This is a genomic window from Nostoc sp. (assembly GCF_036917195.1).
Lineage (GTDB): Bacteria > Cyanobacteriota > Cyanobacteriia > Cyanobacteriales > Nostocaceae > Nostoc.
On the sequence record NZ_JBALDG010000094.1, the window covers coordinates 1 to 24,609 of the forward strand.

A 24,609-nucleotide genomic window follows, 5' to 3' on the forward strand; every position below is an offset into this window, starting at 1 on the left:
CGACAAGTTAAATATCTAAATAATAATCACCGAACAAGATCATCGATTTATCAAAAGGTTGGTCAAACCAGGAATGGGATTTGCATCGTTCAATATGGCTTTGGCGTTCTCTAAGGGGATATGAAACAATGAACATGATTCGCAAAGGACAAGTTAAAGGAGTTGAAAAAACAGACATCGCTGCTCAAGTGAAATTTGCTGCTCAAATTTTCGGAGTAGCTTGATAACTGGTTCTGATTTATACAGAGCTTTCGTCCTTTGCAGATTTTTGCAACACAACCGCACGAAATTACAACGGGAGATTCTGCTTCTCTTGAATCTCCCCACTTACTGGCGGACGCTTGTGGATCTAAATCCACAAGTACAGTTTCCTTACCTTTGATGGCTGCGGCAACCTCAAGATGGATACTTAGCGAAGTTTTGCCCACACCGCCTTTTTCTGCGACAGGCGATGAAGGCGAGGCAGAATCAGGATTAATTACAATTAGATATGGTTATTCTAGAGATCGCTGACCAGATTTGAAACAATTTATTCTCGACTTGATGTGTAGTGGAGATGGAGATATTCCCTTATATCAAAGAGTTGCAGATGGGAACGAAGTCGATTCTGCTATGTTCCGCACACTGCTCGCCGATTTCCACAAACAATGGCAAATCAACGCTTTATTTGTTGCGGATGCAGCTCTTGACACTGAAGATAATTTGCAGCAGATACAGGAATTACGGCGTTGCAGAATAGAAATATGAATTAGGGCGATCGCTATGAAATGTCCAAGGTGTGAATCAACTCACATTCGTAGGAATGGGCGTCAACGTGGTAAACACGCATCACATATGTGTCAACTGTAAACGTCAGTTGAGCAAATCTTATGATCCCAAAGGATACACGGAAGATATTAAAAGTGAATGCCTAGAAATGTATGTCAATGGTTCTGGGTTCCGGGCGATAGAAAGAGTTAAAAAAGTACATCATACTACTGTTATAAATTGGGTGAGGCAAGCGGCTAGCACTTTAGCAAATACACCTTACAGAAGTGAAATACTGGAAGTAACACAAATCGATGAACTAGAAACTTTTGTTGGCTCAAAAAAAACACTCATTGGCTGTGGACAGCTGTAAATCACAGTATTCCAGGAATTATAGCTTGGGTTTTAGGCGACAGGAGTTCGGAAACTTTTAAACATTTGTGGTTGATAATAAGATGTTGGCAGTCTGATTTTTACGTTACTGATGGTTATCCTGTTTATCCTTGTTTTATCAGCAATGAAGATCACATCGTTAGTCAAACATATATGACTTGAGTTGAGGGAGAGAATAGTCGCTTAAGACCAAAGGCGGAGCGTCTCCGGCTCCGCATTATCTGGCTCGACTACATCGGAAAACTTTTTGTGACTCTAAATCCGAGGAAATGCTTAAACATTCAATTCATTTAGTAATACATTATCTCAAGTATGGCTCAATGGCGCTACGGGCGCATAGCACCCGTAAGCTTGAGGCGATCGCTTGATTCATATTTTGGTTCAGCAACGCCCAGATTTCCAATCTTAGTACACGTCACCGCAAAAAGGGGTCAGAAATAAAAACTGTGATGCTACTAGACACGTTTAATTCAAAAAACGAATTCCGTACCTCATTTATGGTGGGCTGTACTTAATGAGGAACGATGTTCGATTCTACAGTTTTTTTGGTGCTCCAAGTCGTAAATATTATCTCCTTTGCTGATTAACCTGCAGAATGTGGGCTATTAGCCTTCTTCTCAGATTTTTCCAGATTGCAATATTTCTTAATGACGGTCATGCGATCGCTCGGAGAATAACACTTACAAAATTGTGAGTCAAAAAAAATACGCACAAGAGCGGAAGTAGAAACTTCCTTCAAAAGAAAAAGTGGTCAGCCATGTTGAACTGACCACCAGATGGTCAATGCTGATAAAAGGAAAAAAAGTACCAGATTGACCATGCCATTTGATAAGCAATCGGATCTGGCAATCCCTGCCACAGCTTTAGCCCGGTAGGGGTGATCGTTAGCAGCCTTTGGCGCTGATCGTCGGCGGCTGGCGTTTGCTCTATGAAGCCTTTGCGGACCAGGGCGCTCACGACTTCGCTTAGCGTCGGCTTCTCCACTTGCAACATGTTCAAGAAGTCGCGCTGCACCGTCGGCCCGTTATTGGCCAACTGCCAAAGGACATACCACTGCGTCGATCCGAGGTCGTGCGGACGCAAGGTTGCTTCCATGACGGCGCGACTGGCGAGGTAGTACCTCTTAACCCATGCCGCGGCAGAGTTGTGCTTCAAGTGATCCAAGTAAATCCTCCATGTCGTTCGGCACCTAACTACATTAGTTCGCCAACGAACTAATGTCAAGCGGAAGTTGACATCCTGGGCCGCTCTCTCTCGTGCTGTCGCAAAAAAGGTCGTTTTTGGGACAGTTGATTCATGCATCGGTTACGTCAAATCATCTTCATCCGGCTAGTTGCAATTAATGTGGCCCCAGTTGGATGATTGAGGTCTGGTTGCAGCTAATGCGGTCTCAGTTGTATTTAATGTGGTTCCAAGCGCCGCTTTGGTTGCAATTAATCTGGTCTCAAAATTGTCTTGATTGCGGGTCGGAGTAATTATGATTGCGGTTCGCTACACCTAAAGGTTTACCTGCTTTGCCTGCGGCGGCTTTTTAGGTTCGTCGAACTCACGTCTTTTCATTCTTTATTTTTTGTTTAAGTCCCCTTGACTGAGGTATACTTTAAAGCCTGACTTGAAGAGCTGCTGATTTAAGGATTGCCGTGTTGCTCAGGCTGTACGTAAACGCTCAATATATCTCATGGGTGGGGCACCAAACATTCGGGAATATTCGCGGCTGAACTGTGAAGTACTTTCATACCCGACTTGATAAGCAGCTTGAGCTGCATCAGCGTTTTCAGCAAGCATCATCTGCCGCGCTGCCAGGAGTCTTAATTGTTTTTGATATTGGAGCGGACTCATGGAGGTGACAGCCTTGAAGTGGCGATGGAACGATGCAGCAGAGATATTTGCTTGCTCTGCCAACTTTTCAATCTCCAGTGGCTCAGTAAAGTTTATTCTGAGTTGTTTGACGACTTCAGCAATCCGCTGCATATTGCTGCCAGCAGTGGCAATCTGACGCACCGCTTCGCATTGTTCCCCTGTGAGCAAACGGTAATAAATCTCGCGGACGATCATCGGGGCGAGAAACGGAATATCCTGTGGTGTATCTAGCAGCTTTGTTAGTCGAATCGCGCAATCGATCAACAATGGATCAGCATCACTGATGAACCAGCCTTTTACTGATTCTTTCTTACATTTGTGCAAATTTGTTTGAGCAATAATCTCACAGAGTTGAGCGGGATCTAGCTTCAGCTTAAATCCAAGAAAAGGCTTATCGGGTGTTGCCCCGATCACACATCCACTCAGCGGCAAGTCTACTGATACAAGCAGATACTGAGCGACGGTGTACTGATAGGTTTCCTCATTCAATAACACTTCTTTTGTGCCCTGCACCATAATGGCGAGCAGCGGTTCGCTGACACCGCTTACCACAGCAGTAGGTCACATTCTCGCATGAAGATTAAAGGATTGATCGCTGTAGCATAGGCACCATTACCTCTGCTGTCTGTGTACCGAGCGACCAGTGCCGCCAGTTCTTCACATTTCTCGATAGCAAAGCGCTGCTGCGTTGACGAAGCCTCTGTGTGAGGAGAAGCGCAGACCGCTACTTTGTGATTCTGTGTCTTAATCGTCATGCTGAATTTCTGCCTAATGTACCGTTCTCCTGCACTCATTATAGGAAAAATTTCTTGTTGCCAAGCTCTGACTTGAGAAGATTAGGCAATCATCTGCAAGGTTTGTGCATTTAAAACCCTGGTTCTTGCTCATAGGATGAAACTATCCAAATACGTCAATAAGAGGATAAGGTCATGACAAATGACAAGAAAATTTGGTTGATTACTGGAGTTTCCCGTGGTCTTGGCAAGGCGCTTGCCCGAGCGGTGCTAGATCGAGGTGACATCGTGATTGGCACGACGCGCAACGGCAAAACAAATCTCAGTGGCGATGCCAACAGCCTGCATCTGCTTAAACTTGAATTAACCGATCCGGTACAGATTAAGCAAACAATAGAAGTGGCTTATCAGTTACAGGACTTACGTAACTGGCTAGGACTTACGCAACTGGCACAGTGCGATCGCCATTTTATAGTATTTACGTACTATATAGAAAGTAGCGTATCCAGAGGAGATTGGTGAAATGAGTAATAGTAATCAACTGTGTAAATTGTTGTTCAAATTATGAGAATATCAGTAGAGGATGCTGCCAATTAAATGCACTGCCTGTATGAGATTTAGGAAACTTAACTATTGCCAATACTTGTTGAGTAGTCAAATTAATTACACTGTTAACTTTTTTAGCAAAGCATTTAGAACAGATTAGTCACGATCAAATTAACCGTTATCTCAAGAATGAAAAATTAACGCCACGTTTGCTTTGGGATAATCTCAAAGATATCATTGAAGTAAATGCTCAAGCATATCTAGTTTTTGATGATACAGTAATTGATAAAAGAACCGCCACAGAAATAGAGACAAGTAAACGACAATATAGTGGTAACGAACATAGAGTCATTCAAGGGATTGGGTTAATAAACTGGTCAAACAATCTATCAAATTAAGCATGGGTTGTTATCAAATTATTTAGTTGAGCAACTAAAACGTCCTACTGTTCCCATGTTTATCGCATAGTTGCTTGGCGCTCGGCGCGGTGTAGCCGCGCCATTGCTTGTGACAGTTGCGTAAATCCTGTATTAATGCGATCACTACTAAGCTTCATTCTTTTACCACATCTGATTTGGCACAAGTTGATATTGATACTTGGATCGAATTACGCTCTTAATTGCAAAAACACCACAAAGCCAGAATTGAACAGTATCGATTTCGCAGAAACTCCAAGGGTTACTTGGCTAATTTAGAGAGTCGTCTTCTCTAGTAAGTTTTTCCACGCTAGGACTGCCTTCTCATCAGTAACAGTGGATAGCGTCGTGTGAACATTTGTAATGAAACGAGGGCAAAAAGAATAAGTGCCTGCTAGAATCTAACCCATTTCAACACTTTTGGGTCTTTATCATAGCGGTAGGTAAAGCCGTCCCTAGTAGTGAGAGACTCATCTTTACTTGCTTTACTTCTAATAGTTTTAATAGAATAAGAAGTTAATTCAGTCATTTCTTTATGAGAAAGTCCTTCAATTGTAGTTTTTTTAGTCAATATTTCTGATTGATTTTCGGATTCATTATTAGGCAAAGTGTCTATAGTAATGCGAGTATTTTCAGTAGAGTTATGGGTAATTGTTTTTTGATTTTGATAATCTTGCACGGTCAAAAGTTGCCAACTGGAATCTTGTGAAAGTTCCAGAACCCATTGATGATAATTAAATAAACTTTCCCTATGCCCAACACTGATAAATGTTGTTTTCGTCTCTTGTAACTGCTGATATAAACTTCCTTCATTTTTCAAATCCAAAGCACTTGTTGCTTCATCTAATATGGTGAACCTTGGATGAGTTACTAACAGGCGTGCGAAAGCGAGGCGTTGTTGCTCTCCCAGCGATAATATGTTTTCCCAAGGAACTTCAGTATCAAAACCTTCAACTCGACTTAACAAGTTTTGCAGGTTTACTTGTTGTAAAACATTTTTGAGTTCTGCGTCGGTCATTTGACGATTAGTTTTAGGATAGAGTAACTGTTGCCGCAAAGTTCCCAAAATGATGTAAGGACGTTGGGGCAAAAATAAGACTTCTTCTAGAGGAGGTCGCACTAGACGACCCGTTCCCGCATTCCACAAACCAGCGATCGCTCTCAATAGAGAACTTTTACCTCGACCACTAGGCCCAACAATCAATAAACCTTCTCCTGGTTGAACAGACAGTGACAAATCTTCAACAATCACCTGTTCATAGTTGGGCGTTTGTAAAGTGACATTCTCAAAAGCGAGATGATTTTCTTCTATTGTTTTAATAATACTGACATTTTCGGGTTGTTTAGTTACTTCTTCTAAAGCATCTGAAAACTCAGATAAACGTTCAACATAACTGGAAAATCGTCCTGAATTCCCAAATTCTCTAATTAATGTTGCCATAGCTGAGGCAAACTGATTACAAGCTATACTAGCTTGGACAACTTCTCCGAAATCAGCTTGACCGCTCATATATAAAGGTGCGAGTACCAGATATGGGAATATTTGAATAGCAGACTTATATGCTCCGTCAAAAAGTTCCTGATTGTTCTCCCAATTAATCTTGCGTTCGACATTTCTCAAGAGATTACTAAATCTTCGTTGAATTATATTGGATTCTTGGTTTTCTCCTTGAAAAAAAGCTATTGATTCAGCGTGATTACGAACATGAGTCAGACAATAATTGTATTCTGCCTTCAGTTCTAATTCCTCTTGATTAATTTTACTCAATTGTTGACCTAAGTAAATAGCAATCAAATTACCTACAATCGTATAAATAACCAGAACAATCGCAATAAATTGGGAAATTGACCAAAGAATAACTAAAAAAGTTGTCATTTCCAGGACTTTCTCTAGAAAAGTAGCTGAAAAACTCAGAGCATTACTGGTAATGGGTTCGATTTCTTGGGATATTCGTTGATCTGGGTTATCAACATCAGATCTAAAGTTGATTCTATAATAGGCACGATTGCTCAAATATTTTGATAATGTGTGATTATTTAACCATTTGTACCAATCAAGAGCAATTTTTTTTCTGACAAATTTAGAAAATCCGCTTAAAAGTGTTACGCAGACAAGAGCAGCGCCGAAAACTACTATCGTCTTAATAAAGTTAGGATAATCTTTCTCTTCAATAACATCTGTTATGTAGCGAGTAACGAAGCTATTAAAGGCAGTTACACCCACCAGCGCGATTATTAATAAAATCAGGAGAATGAGCATCCCCCATATACGAATCACGTCTGAAAATACTCTTTCCCCAGACTCTGTTGGATACCAGTAAGGCTGAACGATCGCTCTTACATTATCCCAAAATTTATTAAAAGTGGATGGAGAAGGATTGTTTTTTAAGGAGCGATCATGAGAAACTTTAGTTGGCATATTCTAAAACAAACTAAACATCTTTTTTTGAGTAAAACACAGAAAAATTAAACTATTAACGAATACACAATTTGACATATATCATAAACATTGAATCTAGACACAAAAATTTTGCAATTTATGAACTCAATTAATAATTACCTATTTAAAAAAATCAAATAATATTTGGAAAATAGTAGAGCTTTTAAATCAACCATCACTATGCAACGCCAAATTTAGGATACCAAAGAAACTGCGTCATTCTTGCTAGAAGGTGTATCAGCAGCCATCGCAACTGCATTATTAACATTAGGGAGTTCATCTTCTACAAACCGTAGGCGAGGGTACAAGTAGGCAATAGAGGTTTCTAAAATGGTCAAGACTCCCATAATCATTAGTAGAAGTCCCATCCCACGACCCGATCCAACACCGATGATTTGTCCGATGCTTCGTGCCAAAAAACCATCAGTAGCCATTAAGGGTTCAAAAACCTTCTCGGCTAAAGGCCCAATTGTGATGTAGCCTAGAGGTAAAGCGGCTGCTTCAATCGCTCCTTTGATTGCAAAAACTCTACCTTGTATACTAGGTTCTACTTTATTTTGCATGACAGCTTGCGTAGAACTGGAAACGATCGGTTGTGTCAGGGAGAATAAAAAGATGCTAACAGTGAAGATGACAAGAGAGGGTTGCAAACCGGCGACGAGAAGAAATACACCATTCAAAAGCATACATCCGTATATCGGATAAATGTTGCGTTCTAGTCCTCCCCAGATGCTCATGAGCAAGCCGCCTACTAAAAGAGCAATGCCAAATAGGGAAAGAATAGTTCCCAGAACGCTTATTGAAGCGAAATTTAACACTAAAGGTATGGTGATAACATTAATACCTCCCACAAAATAAAGGCTGGAAGCTGAGAATAAGACTAGTCCCAGTAGTCCTGGTCGAGTGGTCAAATATTTAAATCCATAAGTTGCTTCACTCAGAAATGAACTTTTTGCAGTTGCAACATTACTCATGTTGACTTGGGGGAATCTCACGAGCATCAAGGAGACAACAGCAATAAACACAGCCATTACGTGAAACAAAATAATCCCTTGGAAATTGATAATGCTTAGTAGAACACCTCCAAGAGTTGGTGCAATGATTATGGAAATCCCAAACATCAGACTCATCAGACCGTTAGCACGATTGAGGTGCTGTTTTGGCACTAGTAAGACTGTGGATGCTGTATAAGCAGGTGTGTGAAAAGCCATGAAAATAGCAGTGAAGGTATTAGCTAGGTAAATGTGCCATACTTCCAACTGACCTATGACAAATAAAACGCCGATCGCGATCGTTCCCAAACACGCCAAGACATCAGCTATAATCATTGTCTTTCGGCGATCCCACCTATCTACCAGAGGCCCAGCGATCGGGGAAATTAAGATTAGCGGTAGAGTATTGAACAGGGAGACTAAAGCAAACTGGGTCACTGAACCAGTGCGGTTGTAAACCCAGATATCTAAGGCAAATGCAGTAGTACTATAACCAATCAAGGCGATCAACTGTCCTATCCACACAATCATAAACAGTTGCATTTCCCGCAAAACAGTCAGTCTTGTTTTTTCCATAATCTGTACGTCTGACATAATAATCTGCTATTTTCTAGCTTTTTGCTGTCCCAATCGGATCTTTGAATAATTAACTGTTATGTATACCTACATCGCACGGCATTGATAATTATGCCGCTGAAATAGTAAGGAAAGGTCATTCAGGCGGCATTCAGGATTATTAATTAGCAGTTCAAGCAATATTAAAAACTGAGTTACTGCACGGCTAACAGTACTAGCATCAAATAAATCGATTTTGTAACACCATTTCCCTTTAATGCTTCCTAATGTTGTTTGTTGAAGATAAATATCCCAATCAAATTCTGCTGTATTAGTTTCAATTGACCAGGAACGAACAGTCAAATTTGTCAGTTTTAAATCTGATGGAGGCAAAAAGTTAAACATCACTTGATATAGCAAAGAGTGGTTTGGTTCTCCTTTCGGCTGTAGTGCTTCTACTAACTTCACGAAGGGGATTTGTTGGCGATCGCTAGCTGCTAAAAAACATCCACGCACCTGATACAGCAACTCGCTCAAACTTGGATTGCCCCTAATATATGTACGTATTGGAAGCGTGTTAATAAAGCATCCAATAAGTCCTTTAGTTTCCATTTGCTGGCGATTAGCAAAAGGAGTTCCCACGATAATATCGGACTGTCCGGTGTAATAGAACAGCAGTATTTTGAAGGCTGTTAGCAGAGTCACAAATAGAGTTACATTGTGCTGTTGGCTCAAATTTTTAAGAGCATACGTTAGGCTTTTAGGGATGATGAAAGTTTGACTTGCACCTTTAAAAGTTCGGACTGGTAAGCGCGGGCGATCCGTAGGTAGCTCTAATAAAAGTGTGCTATTACCTAGTTGCTGCTTCCAGTAGTTAAGGTTAGACACGAAAGCAGGACGAGCAATCCACTGCTGTTGCCAATCGGCAAAGTCAGCATATTTGATGGGCAAATCGGGAAGTGGTGAGGGCTGACCGTGACAAAATGCTTCATATAATTTTGTTAGCTCCTGTAAAAACACATTTACAGACCAACCATCAAAAACTAAATGATGGATAGTTACTATGAGTAAATGCTCGGCATCAGATAGCCGCAGCAGCTTGATGCGTAACAACGGGCTTTGTTCTAGATCGAAAGGCTGGTTTTTTTCCTCATTCACAAATCTTTGAGCCAGAGCCTTGCGCTCAGTTTTAGATTCAGAAAGTTTTCGCAAGTCTACCACCGAAAATGGCAATATGGGCTGTTGAGCAATTTTCTGAACCACTTCCCTATCGGCGATGGGCTTCTCTCCGAAATGCTCCGCAAACGCCTCGCTGGAAGCGATTGCAAAAGTAGTTCGCAAAGCTTCGTGACGACGGACAATTTCCACGAGGCTTTGCACCAGGGCATTTACGTTGAGTAAACCTGTCAGGCGATAAGCCAGGGGAATATTGTAGACGGGAATACCCGGATGCAATTGAGCTAATATCCAAAACTCAAGTTGAGTCAAAGAGATTGGCAACTCTTTTGTGTTTCGAGATACTGGTTTGAGAGATGGAGTTATGAGTACCAAATCGTTTTGGCGGTATTCCGAAATTTGCCGATCTAGCTCGACTACTGTCGGGTAATCAAACAGACAGCTTATAGGTAACTCCAATTTGAAGGTTTCTCGCAACCGAGCAATGACTTGCATTGCTGATAAAGAATGCCCTCCTAATGCAAAAAAGTTGTCATGGATACCAACTTGTTCCAGCCCTAAAACATCGCTCCAGATTTCTGCCAGAACCTCTTCAGTTGCAGTACGGGGTGGGATCAAGTCTGTAGAGATGTTACGTGTTTCCCTAGTCGTAGGTGCTGGTAAAGCGCGGCGGTCTGTTTTGCCACTGCTGGTTAGAGGTAGAGCATCCAGCAACTTTACAAAAGCAGAAGGTAGCATATATTCGGGTAGCTTTTGTTTGAGATAACAAAGCAGTTCACTGGTGTCTAGGTGCTGTTTGGGGACAATGTAAGCGACTAGGCGCTTGCTTCCTGGTTGGTCAACTCTTGCGATCGCTACTGCTTCTTTTATCTGCGGGTGTGCGACGAGTACGGTTTCAATTTCTCCCAGTTCAATGCGAAAACCCCGCACCTTCACTTGATTGTCAATTCTACCGAGAAATTCGATGTTGCCATCAGCTAAATATCGAGCCCGATCGCCTGTTTTATACAAACGATTTCCATCCTTAACAATGAATTTCTCAGCTGTTAAATCTGGGGAATTAATGTAACTTCTGGCGATCGCAACGCCGCCAATATACAGTTCTCCGGGAACTCCAATTGGTAATGGTTGCAGACAGCGGTCAAGGATGTAGATTTGCGTATTTGCGATCGGGCGACCAATGGGTGGAAGTGGCGACCAACTGCTGGCAGCATCTTTTAATGTAAAACTTGTTACTACATGGCTCTCTGTTGGCCCATACTGATTTTGCAGCGTACAACCAGGAAGCTCCCTAAAAAAGTTGACTAAATCAGGAGTAATATGCAACTGTTCTCCTGCCGTCATAATCTGGCGTAAAGATGCAGGATAGGATTTAGAAATAGAGGCAGCATTGGCTAACTGCTGAAGGGCGACGAAGGGCAAAAACAGTCTTTCTACCTTTTCTTGGGCAATTAATTGTAATAATACGAATCCATCCTTCTGTACTTCTTCGGGAATTAAAACTAAGGTTCCGCCGCTACACCAGGTAGAGAAGATTTCTTGAAAAGAGACATCGAAACTGATAGAAGCAAATTGCAAAGTTTTGGCACAGCTTAAAGCACTTTCGTTGATTTGCCAATATAAAAGGTTCGCTAGAGAACGGTGACTCATGGCTACACCTTTGGGTTTGCCGATTGAGCCGGAAGTATAAATGACATAAGCCAAGTTCTCTGGTGTCACTCCACTAACAGGATTTTCCTGACTGTTTTGGTAGAAAATCTCCGATGTATTTAAGCAAACTACTGTTAAAGAAGTCGGAAGTAGAATTTTGTAATGGGGATTTAGATCCATGTTCTGCTCTGCTCCACAGCAGGTCATTTCCCCCTGCCTCTTAGTTGATGAATCTGTCAGCAATACCGATGCTTGAGAATCGCTCAAAATATAAGTCAAGCGTTCTTGGGGCGATCGCGGATCTAAGGGTAGGTAAGTACCACCAGCTTTGAGGATTGCCAAAAGTCCTACAACCATCGATAAAGAACGCTCAACGCAAATCCCTATACGCACTTCTGGTTTTACACCAAGTTTTTGGAGATGGTGTGCTAACTTATTAGCCTGACAATTTAACTGCTGGTAAGTCAGTTGTTGAGACTGGAACGAGACTGCTACTGCATCCGGTGTTCGTTCCACCTGTTCTTCAAACAACTGAGCGATACATTTATTGGGATAATCTGTTTGGGTATCATTCCATACTAAGAGTTGGCGCTGCTCGCTAGCAGTTAGCATGGGTATCTCTCCTACTCTCTGCTCGATATTAGTGACCATACCCTCTAACAAAGTTACAAGATGCCCCATCATCCGGTTAATCGTTTCCCCGTAAAAGCGGCTACCATCATAAAGAATGCGTAGAGATAATTCTTGTCCTGGTACAGCGATGACTGTGAGCGAATAATTTGTTTGTTCAATGACTCGCCGTTTAGTAATTTGGATGCTGCTACCTGGATTTGATAAAGACGTATCTTGTGGGTAGTTCTCAAACACCACAATACTTTCAAACAAAGGTAATTCTAGGGGAATTTCACTAATAGCCTGAATTTCTACTAACGGACACCAAGAATACTGCGATCGCTCTACCTGTTGAGTCTGCAATTCCCTCAGCCATTGCCATAAAGGAGTTGCTGTTGGTACTTTCACCCTGACTGGTAGAGTATTAATGAATAGTCCCACCATAGATTCTACCCCCGAGAATGTGGGAGGACGACCAGACACAGTTACGCCAAATACTAGCTCAGACTCATCGATGTAGCGACTAAGTAAAATTGCCCAAGCTGCTTGGACGAAAGTTGAAAGTGTCAGATGATACTGCTGTGCCTGGGATTGTAAAGTAGCAGTTATCGTTGCTGATAAACAGCGCTGGTGTTCGTGGTAAGTTTTTAACTGGAGAGAATGTTTCACCTCACCCCGATTTAGTTGCAAACGGGTAGGGCTAGTAAAGCCATGAAGTTGTTGCTGCCAAAATGTTTCTGCTGCTTTTAAATCTTGTTGCTGTAACCAATTAATATAATCTCGGTAAGGACGGGGAGTATTTAAATATAAGTATTCGCCTTTAACTAAAGCATTATAAAAAGCAAAGACTTCTTTGCAGAGAATTGGCCAACTCCAGCCATCAATTAGCAAGTGATGAAAGCTCCAGACAAATTCGTAAGTATCATCAGCAACTCGAATTAAGGTAAACCGCATGAGTGGAGCTTTGTCAAGAACAAAGCCTTGAACTCGATCTGTTTGTAAGAAAGCTTCTAGGCGCTCTTGTTGTTCTTTTGCAGATAAGGAACGCCAATCATAGTTCTGCCAAGGCAACTCTACTTGCTTACATACTACTTGGAGAGGCTTTTCTTGCTTTTCCCAAACCACAAGGGTACGCAAAACTGGGTGACGCTTCAATACTCGCACACAAGCCTGCTGAAGCAGTGTAATATCTAAATTGCCAGAGAGCGTGAGACAGAACTGCTCAAGATATACTCCTGATTTTGGCTCCTGCAGAGTATGAAAAAGCATACCCTGTTGCATAGGAGAAAGAGGGTAAATAGATTCAATATTTTTATTTTTAATTATTTGCAGTTTGCTCATATAAAATTATTATTTGATTTTTGAAAAGATAGGTAAAGGTCTTTCTAAATTTTTATTATTCTTTATCTAAAGTATTATTTTATACATTAAAATTATGAAATAAAATTTATTTATATGTTATGACTAATACTTAACTTTTGAACAAAACTCAGTACAACTTTATTCTTTCTTTTTTGTTCCCTATTCTCTCTGTCTACGAGTGATTCTCCGAATCAAATCCGATTCCTATAACTAGGAATAATCGCCAAATAATACTCCATCTTTTTGTCCTAAATACTTGTAAGCTATCTGACTATTTAATTCTTTAAATTTTTTCATAATATCTTCTTTTTCTTCAGGTGAGAGAAGCACATTATCAATTAAAAATTTTGGCAGCCTTGATACTAATTTACATATTGTTTTGTTATTGGATAAGAAGCTCAAGAAATCTTGATATTTTGACCAATAACTATCATCTAACTTTATAAACTTAGCTAAAATTGTTTCATTCAAATTATTTATAAGCAAAAGTATCTTGATTATTTTTCCTGAAGGAGACACATTTATTTTTGCACTATAGTCAACTTGATAATCACTTTTATTGTTGAATTGATTAATGACTCTTAAAAAATCAGCAAAAATATGATCTTTGGTATTTGATTTTGCAAAACGTCGAACAATCATATTGTCATATCCAAATATATCTGCCCAATTCTCTAATATTTGATAATAGTTAAAGATATATTGATATTCATTAAAAAACTCTTTAATTCCTACGCTACATGCTCCTAGTTTAACCATATAACAGTAAGAGGATTCTAAAAATTCATCTTGCTTTCTTAGATATATTACTACCTTAATTTCGTATTCTTTTAACAAATTTTTTATTTTTGCAAGCGTTTCAGGTTGATAAAAGATTTTAAAAGAAGTAAGAGCTTCTGTGGAAATTATCACATTTTTAGGGTTAATAGAGTCTATTTCTGTTTTCAGTTCTTTCCAAATTGACATTGAAAGTATATTATCCTTGTCTTCCAAACTCATTAAACAATGGGCTAAAGTATTATGGCAGTAACGGTTAACTATTTCTTTAGCATTATGTTTTATACCAGACGTAGGATACAAGTAACCGTTTTCTAAAAATTTATCTCTATTATTAAACAATGCTTTTTGTAAGCAAGTTGTTCCAGTCTTGGGCATTCCAATGTGTAAGTAAATTGTTGTCATATCTCTTTAATAAATGGCAGTAATTTAAAAAGTATTTTTTGGTAAAAAGTAAGCGATCGCACATTAAAACTGAAAGTAGACAAAAGGTTGAGGATTGATTGCTGTCAGCCGAAATATTGCTGAAACTAACACCCCAAAGCAAACAGCAAAACTCCAACTAGGAATTTTACGCCACCAATCAGCAAACCAACCCTTATAAGCCGCCCAGTGGAGCATAATTAAAGGTACAAAAGTCCATGCAATTTGGAGATTTAGGTTTTCAGAGCCAAGAGAAGTCAAGAATAAAAATGATTTTTCTATTTGTATAGCGCTGCTAAGATCGTTACTCCGAAAGAAGATGGCAGAGGCACAAAACCAATACATTGTTAAGGGGATACTTAGTATCTTTCTCAATGGTAGCAATCCTTTATAGAGAGCAATCCGAGATAACCATTCCTTGTTAACAACTAAGGCGATTCCATTTAATCCACCCCAAATTACAAAATGCCAAGCAGCTCCATGCCAAAGTCCTGATAGAAGCATCAAAATGAGAAGATTTTTATACCCAAATAGTTCTGTGCGTTCAGCCTTTGGTCGCTTTCTCATTAAAGGAATATAAACATAGTCTCGCAACCAACTGTAGAGGGTAATATGCCAGCGTTGCCACAACTCAGTGATATTACTGGAAAGGTAGGGGAAATTAAAGTTCAGAGGTAGTTTGTATCCAAGTAAATCGGCAGAAGCGATCGCCATATCTGAATAACCAGAAAAGTCGCAGTATATCTGGATGACGAAAGAAATAACAGCAATCCAACAACTCAAGAAAGTATAATTTTCTGGATTTGTGAAATACTGTTCTATTAAAGGAGAAAGATTATCCGAAATGCAAGCTTTCTTGAAATACCCTACGAAAAAAAGCATTAAACACCCCCGAAAATCAACCTCGCTTAAGCTTTTTGGGGTTAGTAGTTGGGGCAAAAAAGTAGATGCACGGACGATAGGCCCCGCAACCAGTTGAGGGAAAAAAGTTACAAATAGAGAAAAATCCCAAAAATTTCTCACAGGTTTGAGTTTACCTAAATAGATATCAAGGGAATAACTCAGAGTTTGAAACGTGTAAAAACTAATACCTGCTGGCAGAATAATGTTAAGGGTTGTCAGGCTTATAGGTAAACCCAAAAAACTTAATAAGTTTGCAGCAGACTCAGTGAAAAAGTTATAGTACTTAAAAAACCCTAATATTCCTAAATTTGCTACTAAACTAAGTATCAACCATGCTTGACGCTGCTGCTGATTCTGTGGCTTATTCAGCAAGGCATCCCAATTCCAAGAATTTGGAGTTCTTGCTTGTTCTACTACCTCTTTGGTGGGAATTTCCTGTCCTAGTAAATCACTAACCTGTGGTCTAGATAGCATTAAACCGACAAAGTAATCAATAACTGTCGATAACAAGAGCAAAAAAAGGAAGCGCCAATCCCAAGCACTATAAAAGATATAACTACAGATTAGCAACCACAACTTACGATGATTGTGTTTCTGCAAAGCCCAATAGATGCAGAAAACAATCAGGAAGAAAAATACAAACCGAAACTCTGTGAATACCATCTTTATTTACATTGAGCTAATGATTATGTGATATAAACTAGCTATTAAAATTCTACCTAGTTGCAACTTTCTGCCCGGAATTATTTAAATACTCAGTAAATCTTGATGCCAGTAAAAGTGTGAATTCTTGAGCGCCTTGGTGATTGAGATGTGCGCTATCAATTCTACGATTTAATTCATACAAATTAGTAAAACTATTGACATCATTAAAAGCAAGTAAAGTATCTATATATCCTAAATCGTATGCTTTGTAAAGAGCAGAGTAGTTAGAATCAGCCTCTAGAATTGGAGGAATAAAAAATATAGCTTCAAGTTTATTGTTATTAATTTGCTGCTGTTTTTCAATTTGGGAAGAAATATTTTCCATCATTTTCACTCCATATATTGTGGATGTCTTCTTAAATGTGTTTTCTGAATTTAAATTTGCTAATTTTGTTTGTTCACTTTTGAGATTTTTTAGATAAGTATCCAAACCATTTGTTCGGAATAGAGTTTGCCATTTTTCAGCTTTATTTTGCCAATCTATTGCGTAATATCCAGATTCTTGTAATAGTCTATCCTCGGATACTTTTGCTAATGGATCTGCATTTGATAAATCTAAATTTAATATTCTTTCTTGCCAGAAAGTAGAAAGCTGACCAAGACCTAGCCATCGATAGATAAAGCTTTGAAAGTTAGCGTATATATATGGAACTTTTACTTGCCAGTTATCGATTGATGATTCCCAAATTAATTGAAAATTTTCTACGGTTTTACGAGGAGTATGCCAGTATATCTCCTGAGCAGAAGTAGAACCAAAGTTGGTAAATAAGTCAACTGAACAGTCTAGAAATATCCACTTTAAGTTTGCTGGCTTTAAATCTAGAATTTTTTGTAAGTAAAAATCTAGTTCTGATACGTTTGCGCCTGCGATACCAAAGTTGAAAGATTTGACAGTCTTACCCTCTTTTGTCATGTATTCATCAAATACTTTCGGGACTACGCCAAAGTAAGTAGTACTTGGTCCCAGAAAGATAGCGTTGTAATCATTTTTATGTTCAGTAAAATATTGCCATTTAACGCTAATTTCACCAAGATTTTGGATAGTCTTAGAATAGGGTAGAACTGTATTTAATAATCCCGAAGAAAAAAATATAGTAATTAGAAAAATTAAACTATACCTAAACATTACAAGTGATTTTAACATAATTTTTTCTTAAATATCTACAACTACATCTATATCTGTCTTTGTTAATTGCCAGTTCATCTTCAGGTTGAGCCAGAAATTCCAAAGTGTCACACAAGCGATCGCTACCAATTTAGCTATGTATTCATTCACTTGGAATTGATAAAATAGCCAATTTACAATTAAGCTATTGAAAATAAGCCCAACTAAACAAATGAGATTAAATTTGACAAAACGTTGTAACTTTTGACTGATTTTTTGTTGGAAAGACACATCACCAAATGTCCATAAATCATTCAATATAAAATTATTAATAATTGCTATTTCTGTGGAAAGCATTGCACTCATAGTTAACGCCAAACATAATGAGCTATGTAAAAAATAGAATGCCCCCAAGTCTACAAATACTCCACTCAAACCAACTACCGCAAAGCGAATAAACCGACTAAAAAGCGCCGAATGAAGATAAAAGTAGACTTTATCTGTCAGAATAATAATATTAAAATAGTCAAGATACTGCTTCATTCAGTTTCTACTCTCTTAATGTTTTTTATCGAGTTGCCAAAACCCTTCAAGTGGGTAGACTAACTTCAGTGAATTAGTCTTATCCTTTTCAAGTTGATGAGCTAAACTATTTCCCAGATCGTCAACAAAAAAAATAGATTTATAATCTTTAGCCATTATTGGTAACTGGTCATTTTGGATTGTAACTAAGCTAACGTTTGGCTCTAACTTATGACTTAAGGTGAGGATAACTCCCAAGTTATAATCATTTTTATTACTTATCAATAAAATATTATTATTAGATTGATTAATACGTTGACTCATTGCTAGCAAATTCTTGCCACCTATTTGTGGCCACCAAGTTTCAGACTGAAAAAATCTAACATCAGAAACTAGCCCAGAGATGAGTAAACCTACCACAATGACTTGCCAAAGGTTTTTCTGCCAGTTTTTCGCCAAGAAAAGATGGAAAGCTAAAATATATGCTACAGCAATTTGGATGCTGAGGTATAACGGTAACTGATAGCGAAAATGAATAGAGCGAATTCCGCCAAAAATTAGGTCGTAAAAAAGCAACGTTAACCCTGGAAATCCCCCTAATAAAGCAATAAATAAACTAGTATTATTTGAGAGATAATTTATAAAATAATTAATAATATAAATTATTAAAACTAAACTAGTTATTATCGTAGGAATACTATAAAGTAAAGAGCTTTCCGCAGGTAAATTTTTGACCCAAGCATCATCAGAAGCCAAATTAAAATCAAAAAATATTCTGCTAATCCGACTGAGCCAAATCCCAATTAAGTCGAAAGGACTATCTGTTTTAAATGCGATCCATGACAAGAGATTTGTTGCTGTATGAATCTGGGTAATGATTACCATTAACCAGGGTAAAAACATCAAGCAAGCTGCTATGGAACTCAGTAAATAATTACGCAGAGTTTTGTTGAAGCGAAACTGTTGCCTAATAACCACATATATGCAATGAGCGATCACAACCATTGCTGTTAATAGATGGGTGTAAAATCCCAAGGCTAGAGTGAGAGTATATACAGCCCAACTCAAGTAACTTTCTCGGCGAATAGCTCGTAATAAAGCAGCACTTGATACTAGAATCGTCACCATCCATAAACCGTATTCTCGTGCATCTTGGGCAAAGAAAATCTGCAACGGAGAAATCGCCATTACAGCCATTCCCACCCACCCAACTAGTGCTGATTCAAACAACTCTAAACACAGCCAATACACACTAGGAAACACCAACAGACTAATTACTGCTGATAAACTCCTAACTGCCGCAGGGAAATCCCCAAAGACTTGCGCCCATAATCTCACCATCACATAATATAAAGGTGGATGTTGTGGGTCTGAAGTTATTAAGTAGCGAACTGTATCAGCCACAGTTCGATCTGGGTTAATGTGTTGATATTTGTCTAAAGTGATAACAGGAATTACGCCTTCATTATTGCTCCAATTGCTAAAAATTTCTTGCTTAACCTCGGCTAGCGTATGACCAGATATTGCCAGCGATGTCGCAAATTCGTCATACCAATACACTTTTTGTCCCAAATGGGTAAAGCGAAAGAAAATACCTAACCCAATCAGGCTAATTACCAAAATTTTTAACCAAGTTGGAGGTTTTGACTTTGCTAGCAATTGTAATTTGTCCATTTATTATCTCTAGTCCGTAGCTATCCTTTTGGCTGCTTGAAATATTCATGGGCAAGAATTGGTGGATACTTGGGTACTTCATCTATATCTAAGCAAGTCTGAATGGAATTAATTAGAGCATCATAATTGGGGCCTGTAAAAAAGGCGCATGAGTACCTTTGTTTAGCACTGTGAGATTGAGTTGGGACTATAACTCGATGTCGTGTGGCGCAAAATTTATCGTTTGTCCATCGCTGCATTAAATCTGCAACCAATACTATAATTGCGTCAGGAATGAAGGGCGCTACAACCCATTCTCCAGCATTTGTATATACTTCTAACCCTTCAGAATCTTGAAATAAAAATGTGAGAGTACCTATGTCAGTATGTTCTACAAGATAAACTTTTCCTAGTTCTGGAGGCTGATATATAGATGGGTAGTGATGCAAAACTATGCCGTGGTTTTGCTCTGAATATAAATTTGTAAAATAATCTTCTGGAATTCTCAGAGAAATAGCCAAAGCTTGGAATACTCTCAAAGCAGTTTCGTGACAACCAGCGAAAACTTCCATCATCACTTCATGAAACTGAGTGGGATTTTTAGGCCATTTATTCGGTTCAAAGAAAGGATCTTCAATCCCACAAACTTCATCGGAAGTAATTTCTTTGCCAAAATGAAACCCTTCAGTCATTAGTTCATTGGCGTTGTGTTTATCTTCACTTTTTTTAAAATTATGATATCCGCGAAGATTACGGTCTGGAAAGAAAGATACTTGTTCTTTTTCATGCTCCGGTAGTGCAAAAAAGCACTCGGTTTGTGAAAAGACTTGAGCGATTAGAGTATTAGGAATACCATAATTTTTGAGATAGAAACATCCGACCTTATGAATAGCAAGAGAAATTTGTGCAGCGACAGCTTCTTTTGCGGTTGAGTCACCTATAATAAAAGCATTGAAATCAATGATAGGAATTTGCATACAAACGATATCCTCTTTAGTTAATTTCAGTCAGTTTCAGGTCGTAAGAGTTCCAAAATGTTCCTATTAGAGCAGAGTGTTCAATACCTTGGATACGATTTCGTACTGCCACCATTGAGAAAGGGTTAACTAGATAAATAAATGGCAGATACTCCTGAGTAATTTGTTGAGTTTCTACGTACATAGCTTTACGCTTTGCTTCATCCACTTCGGAGGCTGCCTGAATGTATAAATTACCAATTTTTCGTTCCCAATCTGCAACCTGTCGCCCTATTATCGGCATTTGTCCTGTTTGGGATTGTTGATTAAAAAAGTGCCAACTAGTTTCAGGCAACCAAACATTAGCCCAATCATTCGGTTCTTGACCGACAGCAACTTCAAGTACTTGACACTCCCAATCGAAAGTTTGAGTTAGTTTGTTGATAAAAATGCTAGTAGCAACAGGATTGAAATCAACAGTTATGCCAAGATCACTCAAATTTTGTTTGATGAGTACTCCCATTGCCTGCAATATATTATTGTTAGCATTCGTCATGAGGCTAAAGCGCACAAGGTTTCCTTGCTTGTCTAATAACTGACCTTGATTATTGTATTTAAACCCTGTTTTTAGCAGTAATTCTTTTGCTTTTTTAAGATTGTATTCATAGACCTTTAAACCTGCTTGGACGGGTAAATAATACTTGCTCTGTACAGCAATCGGCGAATTTTGCAGTTGACCCAATCCCTTATAGATATTGTTGAGTATTTGTTGGCGATTAATTACATAGGCAACTGCTTGCCTAAATTCCACTGTATTAAACCAACTAGACTTGATGGGATCTACCAGTGGTTGACCATTTCTACTACCTTTATTGAGATTAAAAGTAATGGCAGTTGATCCTATAAAAAGACCGCCATTATAAATAGTAAAGTTTCCTCTAGTTTCTTCATGTTTTAATAATGAAAAATAATTGGTATTAACGTTGATGTAATCCAATCCTCCAGAACGGAATTGGATTAAAGAAGTATCTTGACTAGGAATAATTTGCCCAATCACACGCTCGATATAAGGTTGCGAATTGCCTTGAGCATCTTTACGCCAGTAATAAGGATTTTTTCGGAAAATTATTCGCTGGCTGGGAGTATAAGATTCTATTGTATAAGGGCCGTTGACAATAATATTTTCTGGTGGAGTATCAATCCCCCAAGTAGACATAAATTTAGGTCTACCTTCCTGGTCTTTTATTTTGACTGTTTCCCGAAAAACATGGGCTGGTAAAATTTCCAGTTTTGTAGCCCGAATAAATGGAGCAAATGGTTCAGGTAATGTAAATTCAACTCGCAAATCATCAAGTTTCCGCACAGTAGGAAAGGTACGATTCTTGCCAATTAGGAAGAAGTCTTTAGCATAAGTAGGAATGGCTGGATTCTTATAAATTTCATTGTAAGTAAAAACCACATCTTCAGCAGTTAGTGGCTTTCCATCTGACCATTTTAACCCTTTTCTGAGGATGTAAATTATTTGTTTTTTATCTGGAGAAGTTTGCCAAGATTCAGCTAGACTAGGTTCAATTTCTCCCCGTCGATTTTCTTTTACTAGTCCCTCATAAGTATAGTTTAAAGTATAAGCTGATTCTACGATTAAAGCTGGATTAAAAGTTGTAGGTTCAATTGGGAAAGAGAAAATAACTTGAGATATTGATGTTGCTTTGATTTTTAAGTTAGTTTGATGATAGATAATTATTGTGATCGCAGTTACAAAAGCCAGCAAAATTACTAGCCAGTGATGGCGAATTAAAGTATACTTTTTATTATTTTTTAATAACTTATAATTCAACATCGTAAAACCACTCCGCAATTTATTCTTGACTAGGTTGAGATAACAACCTATGGGCATCTTCTAATAAAGCTGGTATTTTGTCAGTATGGGGGCTATGACGCAGACAATCACTTAGATCAAATTGTCTAACTTTTTCTGCTGTCACGCCAGGGAACCAAGGATCAGCATTATTTAAGTGGTTGTAACGCCTTGTGGCATATTCAAACATATCAAAAGCGATCGCTAAATTTCGCAACCACAAAATAACTGGAATATTAATCTCGCCAGGAGTTTCTTTATAGGCAGGTAAACCAGTGTGCCAGCTAGAATACCAATCTTTTCCGAGTGTAGCGATCGCTGCTTTTTCTAAACGGTTTAAAATTGGCGGTAAAATTTCATCCGCTTTATCTAAAAGTTCTATAACCTTCAAGTGTTCGTCAAAATCTGATGGTCTAGATGCGCCTAAGCTGAGAGTATGTACTTGAGGATGGCTCAAACAAAACAGATCGTTAAACACCATCGGACTGAGAGGATGGCACAAGTCTAATAACTTTTGTGGAGGCTTATAGAGCATACCACCTTTGTCTGATGGGCTAATAATAAACACTCCCATGTCATGATGTGTGGCTGCTTCAATGGCGGGCCAATTGAATTGATTAATGTAGTACCAATGTAAATTTATATAGTCAAATTGATTGGTTTGAATGATTTTAATAATTAAGTCTGTCGCAGCGTGAGTAGAAAAGCCAATAAACTTTACCTTACCCTCAGCTTGCAATTGCCGCGCTACATCAAGACAACCATTAGGACGAATGCTATCCTCAAGGTGTTGGTAATTATTAATGCCATGTAGTGTTAATAATTCAATGTAATCTAGCTTTAATAAAGCTAAAGATTTCTCACACAAACTGCGGAAGTCTTCAGAGTCCGATGTCGGAGTAACCTTAGTCTGCACAATAAGTTTTTCTCTAGGTAACTTAGGTAAAATCGCTCCTAATTGCATCTCAGAAGTTCCATACATTCGAGCCGTTTCGATGTGATTGATGCCAACTTCTAAAGAACGGCGAATAGTGGTTTCTAGATTCTGTTGATTTTCATTGGGAATTTTTTCTTGAGTAAGTTCCTCATATTCAGTATAGGCGTAGCGCATTCCGCCGCAGGAAAATATTGGCATTGGCAATTCTGTACGCCCAAATCTACGATACTGCATCATAAATGTATTTTGATTAGAGCGATTCATTAATGACTTTTTGCCGAAATCAAGCCCCGCATTATTTTTAGATGAAACATCAAGTATGATTTTTCAAGATGCTGAAGGTGATGTTGAATTAACTCATGTATCTTGGAGTAGTTACACGGTGGCATACTTGGGTAGAGATGATGCTCTACATGGTAATTATTATTCCAGTAATAAAACCTAACGACCGGGTTAGAAATCATTGTTCGTGTATCATTCCATAGGTTGTGATTTAAGTCAGACTCACAGCCATAGTGATCTGTAATGCTGAAAATAAAACCGAATGGAGAAGCAAAAGATATTAATGGTATCCAGTAACCAAAGAACAAAATCCCAGGAAAAATTACGGTCAATCCTCCCATTAATACAACCCAACCCAATAGTAGCCAATTATTTTGTAAGACAAATTGGCGTTGTTCTGGTGTTTTAAAATAGCTTAAATAAAAGCTAGTTGGTAAGGATGATTCCTCTTGTATATGTGTTTTTAAAGAGTCTAAATATAAATCTTTGGTCACTAACCACCAATTCTTGCATACTGCAAGAGGATAAAAATATGTCAAAGCAAGAAGATAGGTCTTAATATTAGGAAAGGTTTGCCATGCTGAGGTATCTCCTACGATTTTACTTTTTATTTTTGCTTCTCGATGATGTCCAATATGGATATATTTGTGAAATGAAAAGTTCATCAATAATACTAATGATAAGAAAGTCCCCACGAATCGGTTAGTATTTTTTGACTTATACAAACTATAGTGAGAGCAATAATGTATTGCCGCAAAAAAACAGACAAATAAAAATCCTTGAACAAACCAGATTAATAACCACACTGCCCAGTTATTCAACCAGAACCCAGTAGCTACAAGGATGAAATATGTACTAATGACAACAAATGTTTGAACAATCGGTCTAAATGTAGGAATCTCATGCAATATACGAAGTTCTTCGTTAGATATTTGAGTAACTTCACTAATACTATATCTGGCATTCTCAATTATTTGATTATTCTTTGTAATTTCCATGTTGTTC

Annotated in this window: 17 protein-coding genes and 3 pseudogenes; 4 read left to right on the top strand and 16 right to left on the bottom strand. The window is 38.5% G+C overall.

The features are described 5' to 3' along the window. Window positions 1-155 (top strand): annotated as a pseudogene (locus V7K40_RS31810) (DDE-type integrase/transposase/recombinase); the annotation flags it as partial. Here the strand turns inward: V7K40_RS31810 and V7K40_RS31815 are convergent. Next, window positions 111-428: a hypothetical protein gene (locus V7K40_RS31815; RefSeq protein WP_334966871.1), complete on the bottom strand. Its 318-nt coding sequence runs from the start codon at window positions 426-428 to the stop codon at window positions 111-113. The pseudogene V7K40_RS31810 and the gene V7K40_RS31815 sit on opposite strands and share 45 nt — an antisense overlap. 64 nt (window positions 429-492) lie before the next feature. Here V7K40_RS31815 and V7K40_RS31820 point away from each other — a divergent pair. After that, window positions 493-726: pseudogene (locus V7K40_RS31820) on the top strand (IS1634 family transposase); the annotation flags it as partial. Window positions 727-762: 36 nt separating this feature from the next. Further along, window positions 763-1,508, top strand: a pseudogene (locus V7K40_RS31825) (IS1 family transposase). A gap of 412 nt (window positions 1,509-1,920) precedes the next feature. Here V7K40_RS31825 and V7K40_RS31830 read toward each other — a convergent pair. From V7K40_RS31830 to V7K40_RS31840, 3 genes are all read right to left on the bottom strand, one after another. Continuing rightward, window positions 1,921-2,235: a MarR family transcriptional regulator gene (locus V7K40_RS31830; protein ID WP_334966872.1), complete on the bottom strand. Its 315-nt coding sequence runs from the start codon at window positions 2,233-2,235 to the stop codon at window positions 1,921-1,923. A gap of 552 nt (window positions 2,236-2,787) precedes the next feature. Beyond that, on the bottom strand, window positions 2,788-3,516 hold the full coding sequence (locus V7K40_RS31835; RefSeq protein WP_334966873.1) for an AraC family transcriptional regulator: 729 nt from the start codon (window positions 3,514-3,516) through the stop codon (window positions 2,788-2,790). Window positions 3,517-3,545: 29 nt separating this feature from the next. Continuing rightward, window positions 3,546-3,755 (bottom strand): hypothetical protein, encoded by a 210-nt coding sequence (locus V7K40_RS31840; RefSeq protein ID WP_334966874.1) that lies wholly within the window; start codon window positions 3,753-3,755, stop codon window positions 3,546-3,548. 174 nt (window positions 3,756-3,929) lie between these two features. On the opposite strand from V7K40_RS31840, the gene V7K40_RS31845 reads away from it, so the two are divergent. Next, a complete protein-coding gene (locus tag V7K40_RS31845) occupies window positions 3,930-4,256 on the top strand; it encodes an NAD-dependent epimerase/dehydratase family protein (RefSeq protein ID WP_334966875.1) in 327 nt (108 codons plus the stop codon). Window positions 4,257-5,090: 834 nt separating this feature from the next. On the opposite strand, the gene V7K40_RS31850 is transcribed toward V7K40_RS31845, so the two are convergent. From V7K40_RS31850 to V7K40_RS31905, 12 genes are all read right to left on the bottom strand, one after another. Beyond that, window positions 5,091-7,115: an ATP-binding cassette domain-containing protein gene (locus tag V7K40_RS31850; protein ID WP_334966876.1), complete on the bottom strand. Its 2,025-nt coding sequence runs from the start codon at window positions 7,113-7,115 to the stop codon at window positions 5,091-5,093. 215 nt (window positions 7,116-7,330) lie between these two features. Beyond that, window positions 7,331-8,722, bottom strand: coding sequence for an MFS transporter (locus tag V7K40_RS31855; RefSeq protein WP_334966877.1), 1,392 nt, complete (start codon window positions 8,720-8,722; stop codon window positions 7,331-7,333). Window positions 8,723-8,791: 69 nt separating this feature from the next. After that, a complete protein-coding gene (locus V7K40_RS31860) occupies window positions 8,792-13,462 on the bottom strand; it encodes an amino acid adenylation domain-containing protein (RefSeq protein ID WP_334966878.1) in 4,671 nt (1,556 codons plus the stop codon). Window positions 13,463-13,693: 231 nt separating this feature from the next. Continuing rightward, window positions 13,694-14,665 (bottom strand): hypothetical protein, encoded by a 972-nt coding sequence (locus V7K40_RS31865; RefSeq protein WP_334966879.1) that lies wholly within the window; start codon window positions 14,663-14,665, stop codon window positions 13,694-13,696. A 63-nt stretch (window positions 14,666-14,728) separates the two neighbouring features. Then, complete coding sequence (locus V7K40_RS31870; protein WP_334966880.1) at window positions 14,729-16,096, bottom strand: MBOAT family O-acyltransferase; 1,368 nt, start codon at window positions 16,094-16,096, stop codon at window positions 14,729-14,731. A 205-nt stretch (window positions 16,097-16,301) separates the two neighbouring features. Further along, complete coding sequence (locus V7K40_RS31875; RefSeq protein WP_334966881.1) at window positions 16,302-17,435, bottom strand: hypothetical protein; 1,134 nt, start codon at window positions 17,433-17,435, stop codon at window positions 16,302-16,304. A gap of 9 nt (window positions 17,436-17,444) precedes the next feature. Next, entirely contained in the window at window positions 17,445-17,939 is a 495-nt protein-coding gene (locus V7K40_RS31880) for a GtrA family protein (RefSeq protein WP_334966882.1), read from the bottom strand. A 15-nt stretch (window positions 17,940-17,954) separates the two neighbouring features. Then, entirely contained in the window at window positions 17,955-19,592 is a 1,638-nt protein-coding gene (locus V7K40_RS31885; RefSeq protein ID WP_334966883.1) for a glycosyltransferase family 39 protein, read from the bottom strand. Between the two features lie 20 nt (window positions 19,593-19,612). Then, a complete protein-coding gene (locus V7K40_RS31890; RefSeq protein ID WP_334966884.1) occupies window positions 19,613-20,548 on the bottom strand; it encodes a 2-oxoglutarate and iron-dependent oxygenase domain-containing protein in 936 nt (311 codons plus the stop codon). Window positions 20,549-20,564: 16 nt separating this feature from the next. Beyond that, complete coding sequence (locus V7K40_RS31895; protein ID WP_334966885.1) at window positions 20,565-22,367, bottom strand: ABC transporter substrate-binding protein; 1,803 nt, start codon at window positions 22,365-22,367, stop codon at window positions 20,565-20,567. A 19-nt stretch (window positions 22,368-22,386) separates the two neighbouring features. Further along, window positions 22,387-23,556, bottom strand: coding sequence for an aldo/keto reductase (locus tag V7K40_RS31900; RefSeq protein ID WP_334966911.1), 1,170 nt, complete (start codon window positions 23,554-23,556; stop codon window positions 22,387-22,389). 29 nt (window positions 23,557-23,585) lie between these two features. Further along, window positions 23,586-24,602, bottom strand: coding sequence for a fatty acid desaturase (locus V7K40_RS31905; protein ID WP_334966886.1), 1,017 nt, complete (start codon window positions 24,600-24,602; stop codon window positions 23,586-23,588). Window positions 24,603-24,609: the final 7 nt, after the last annotated feature.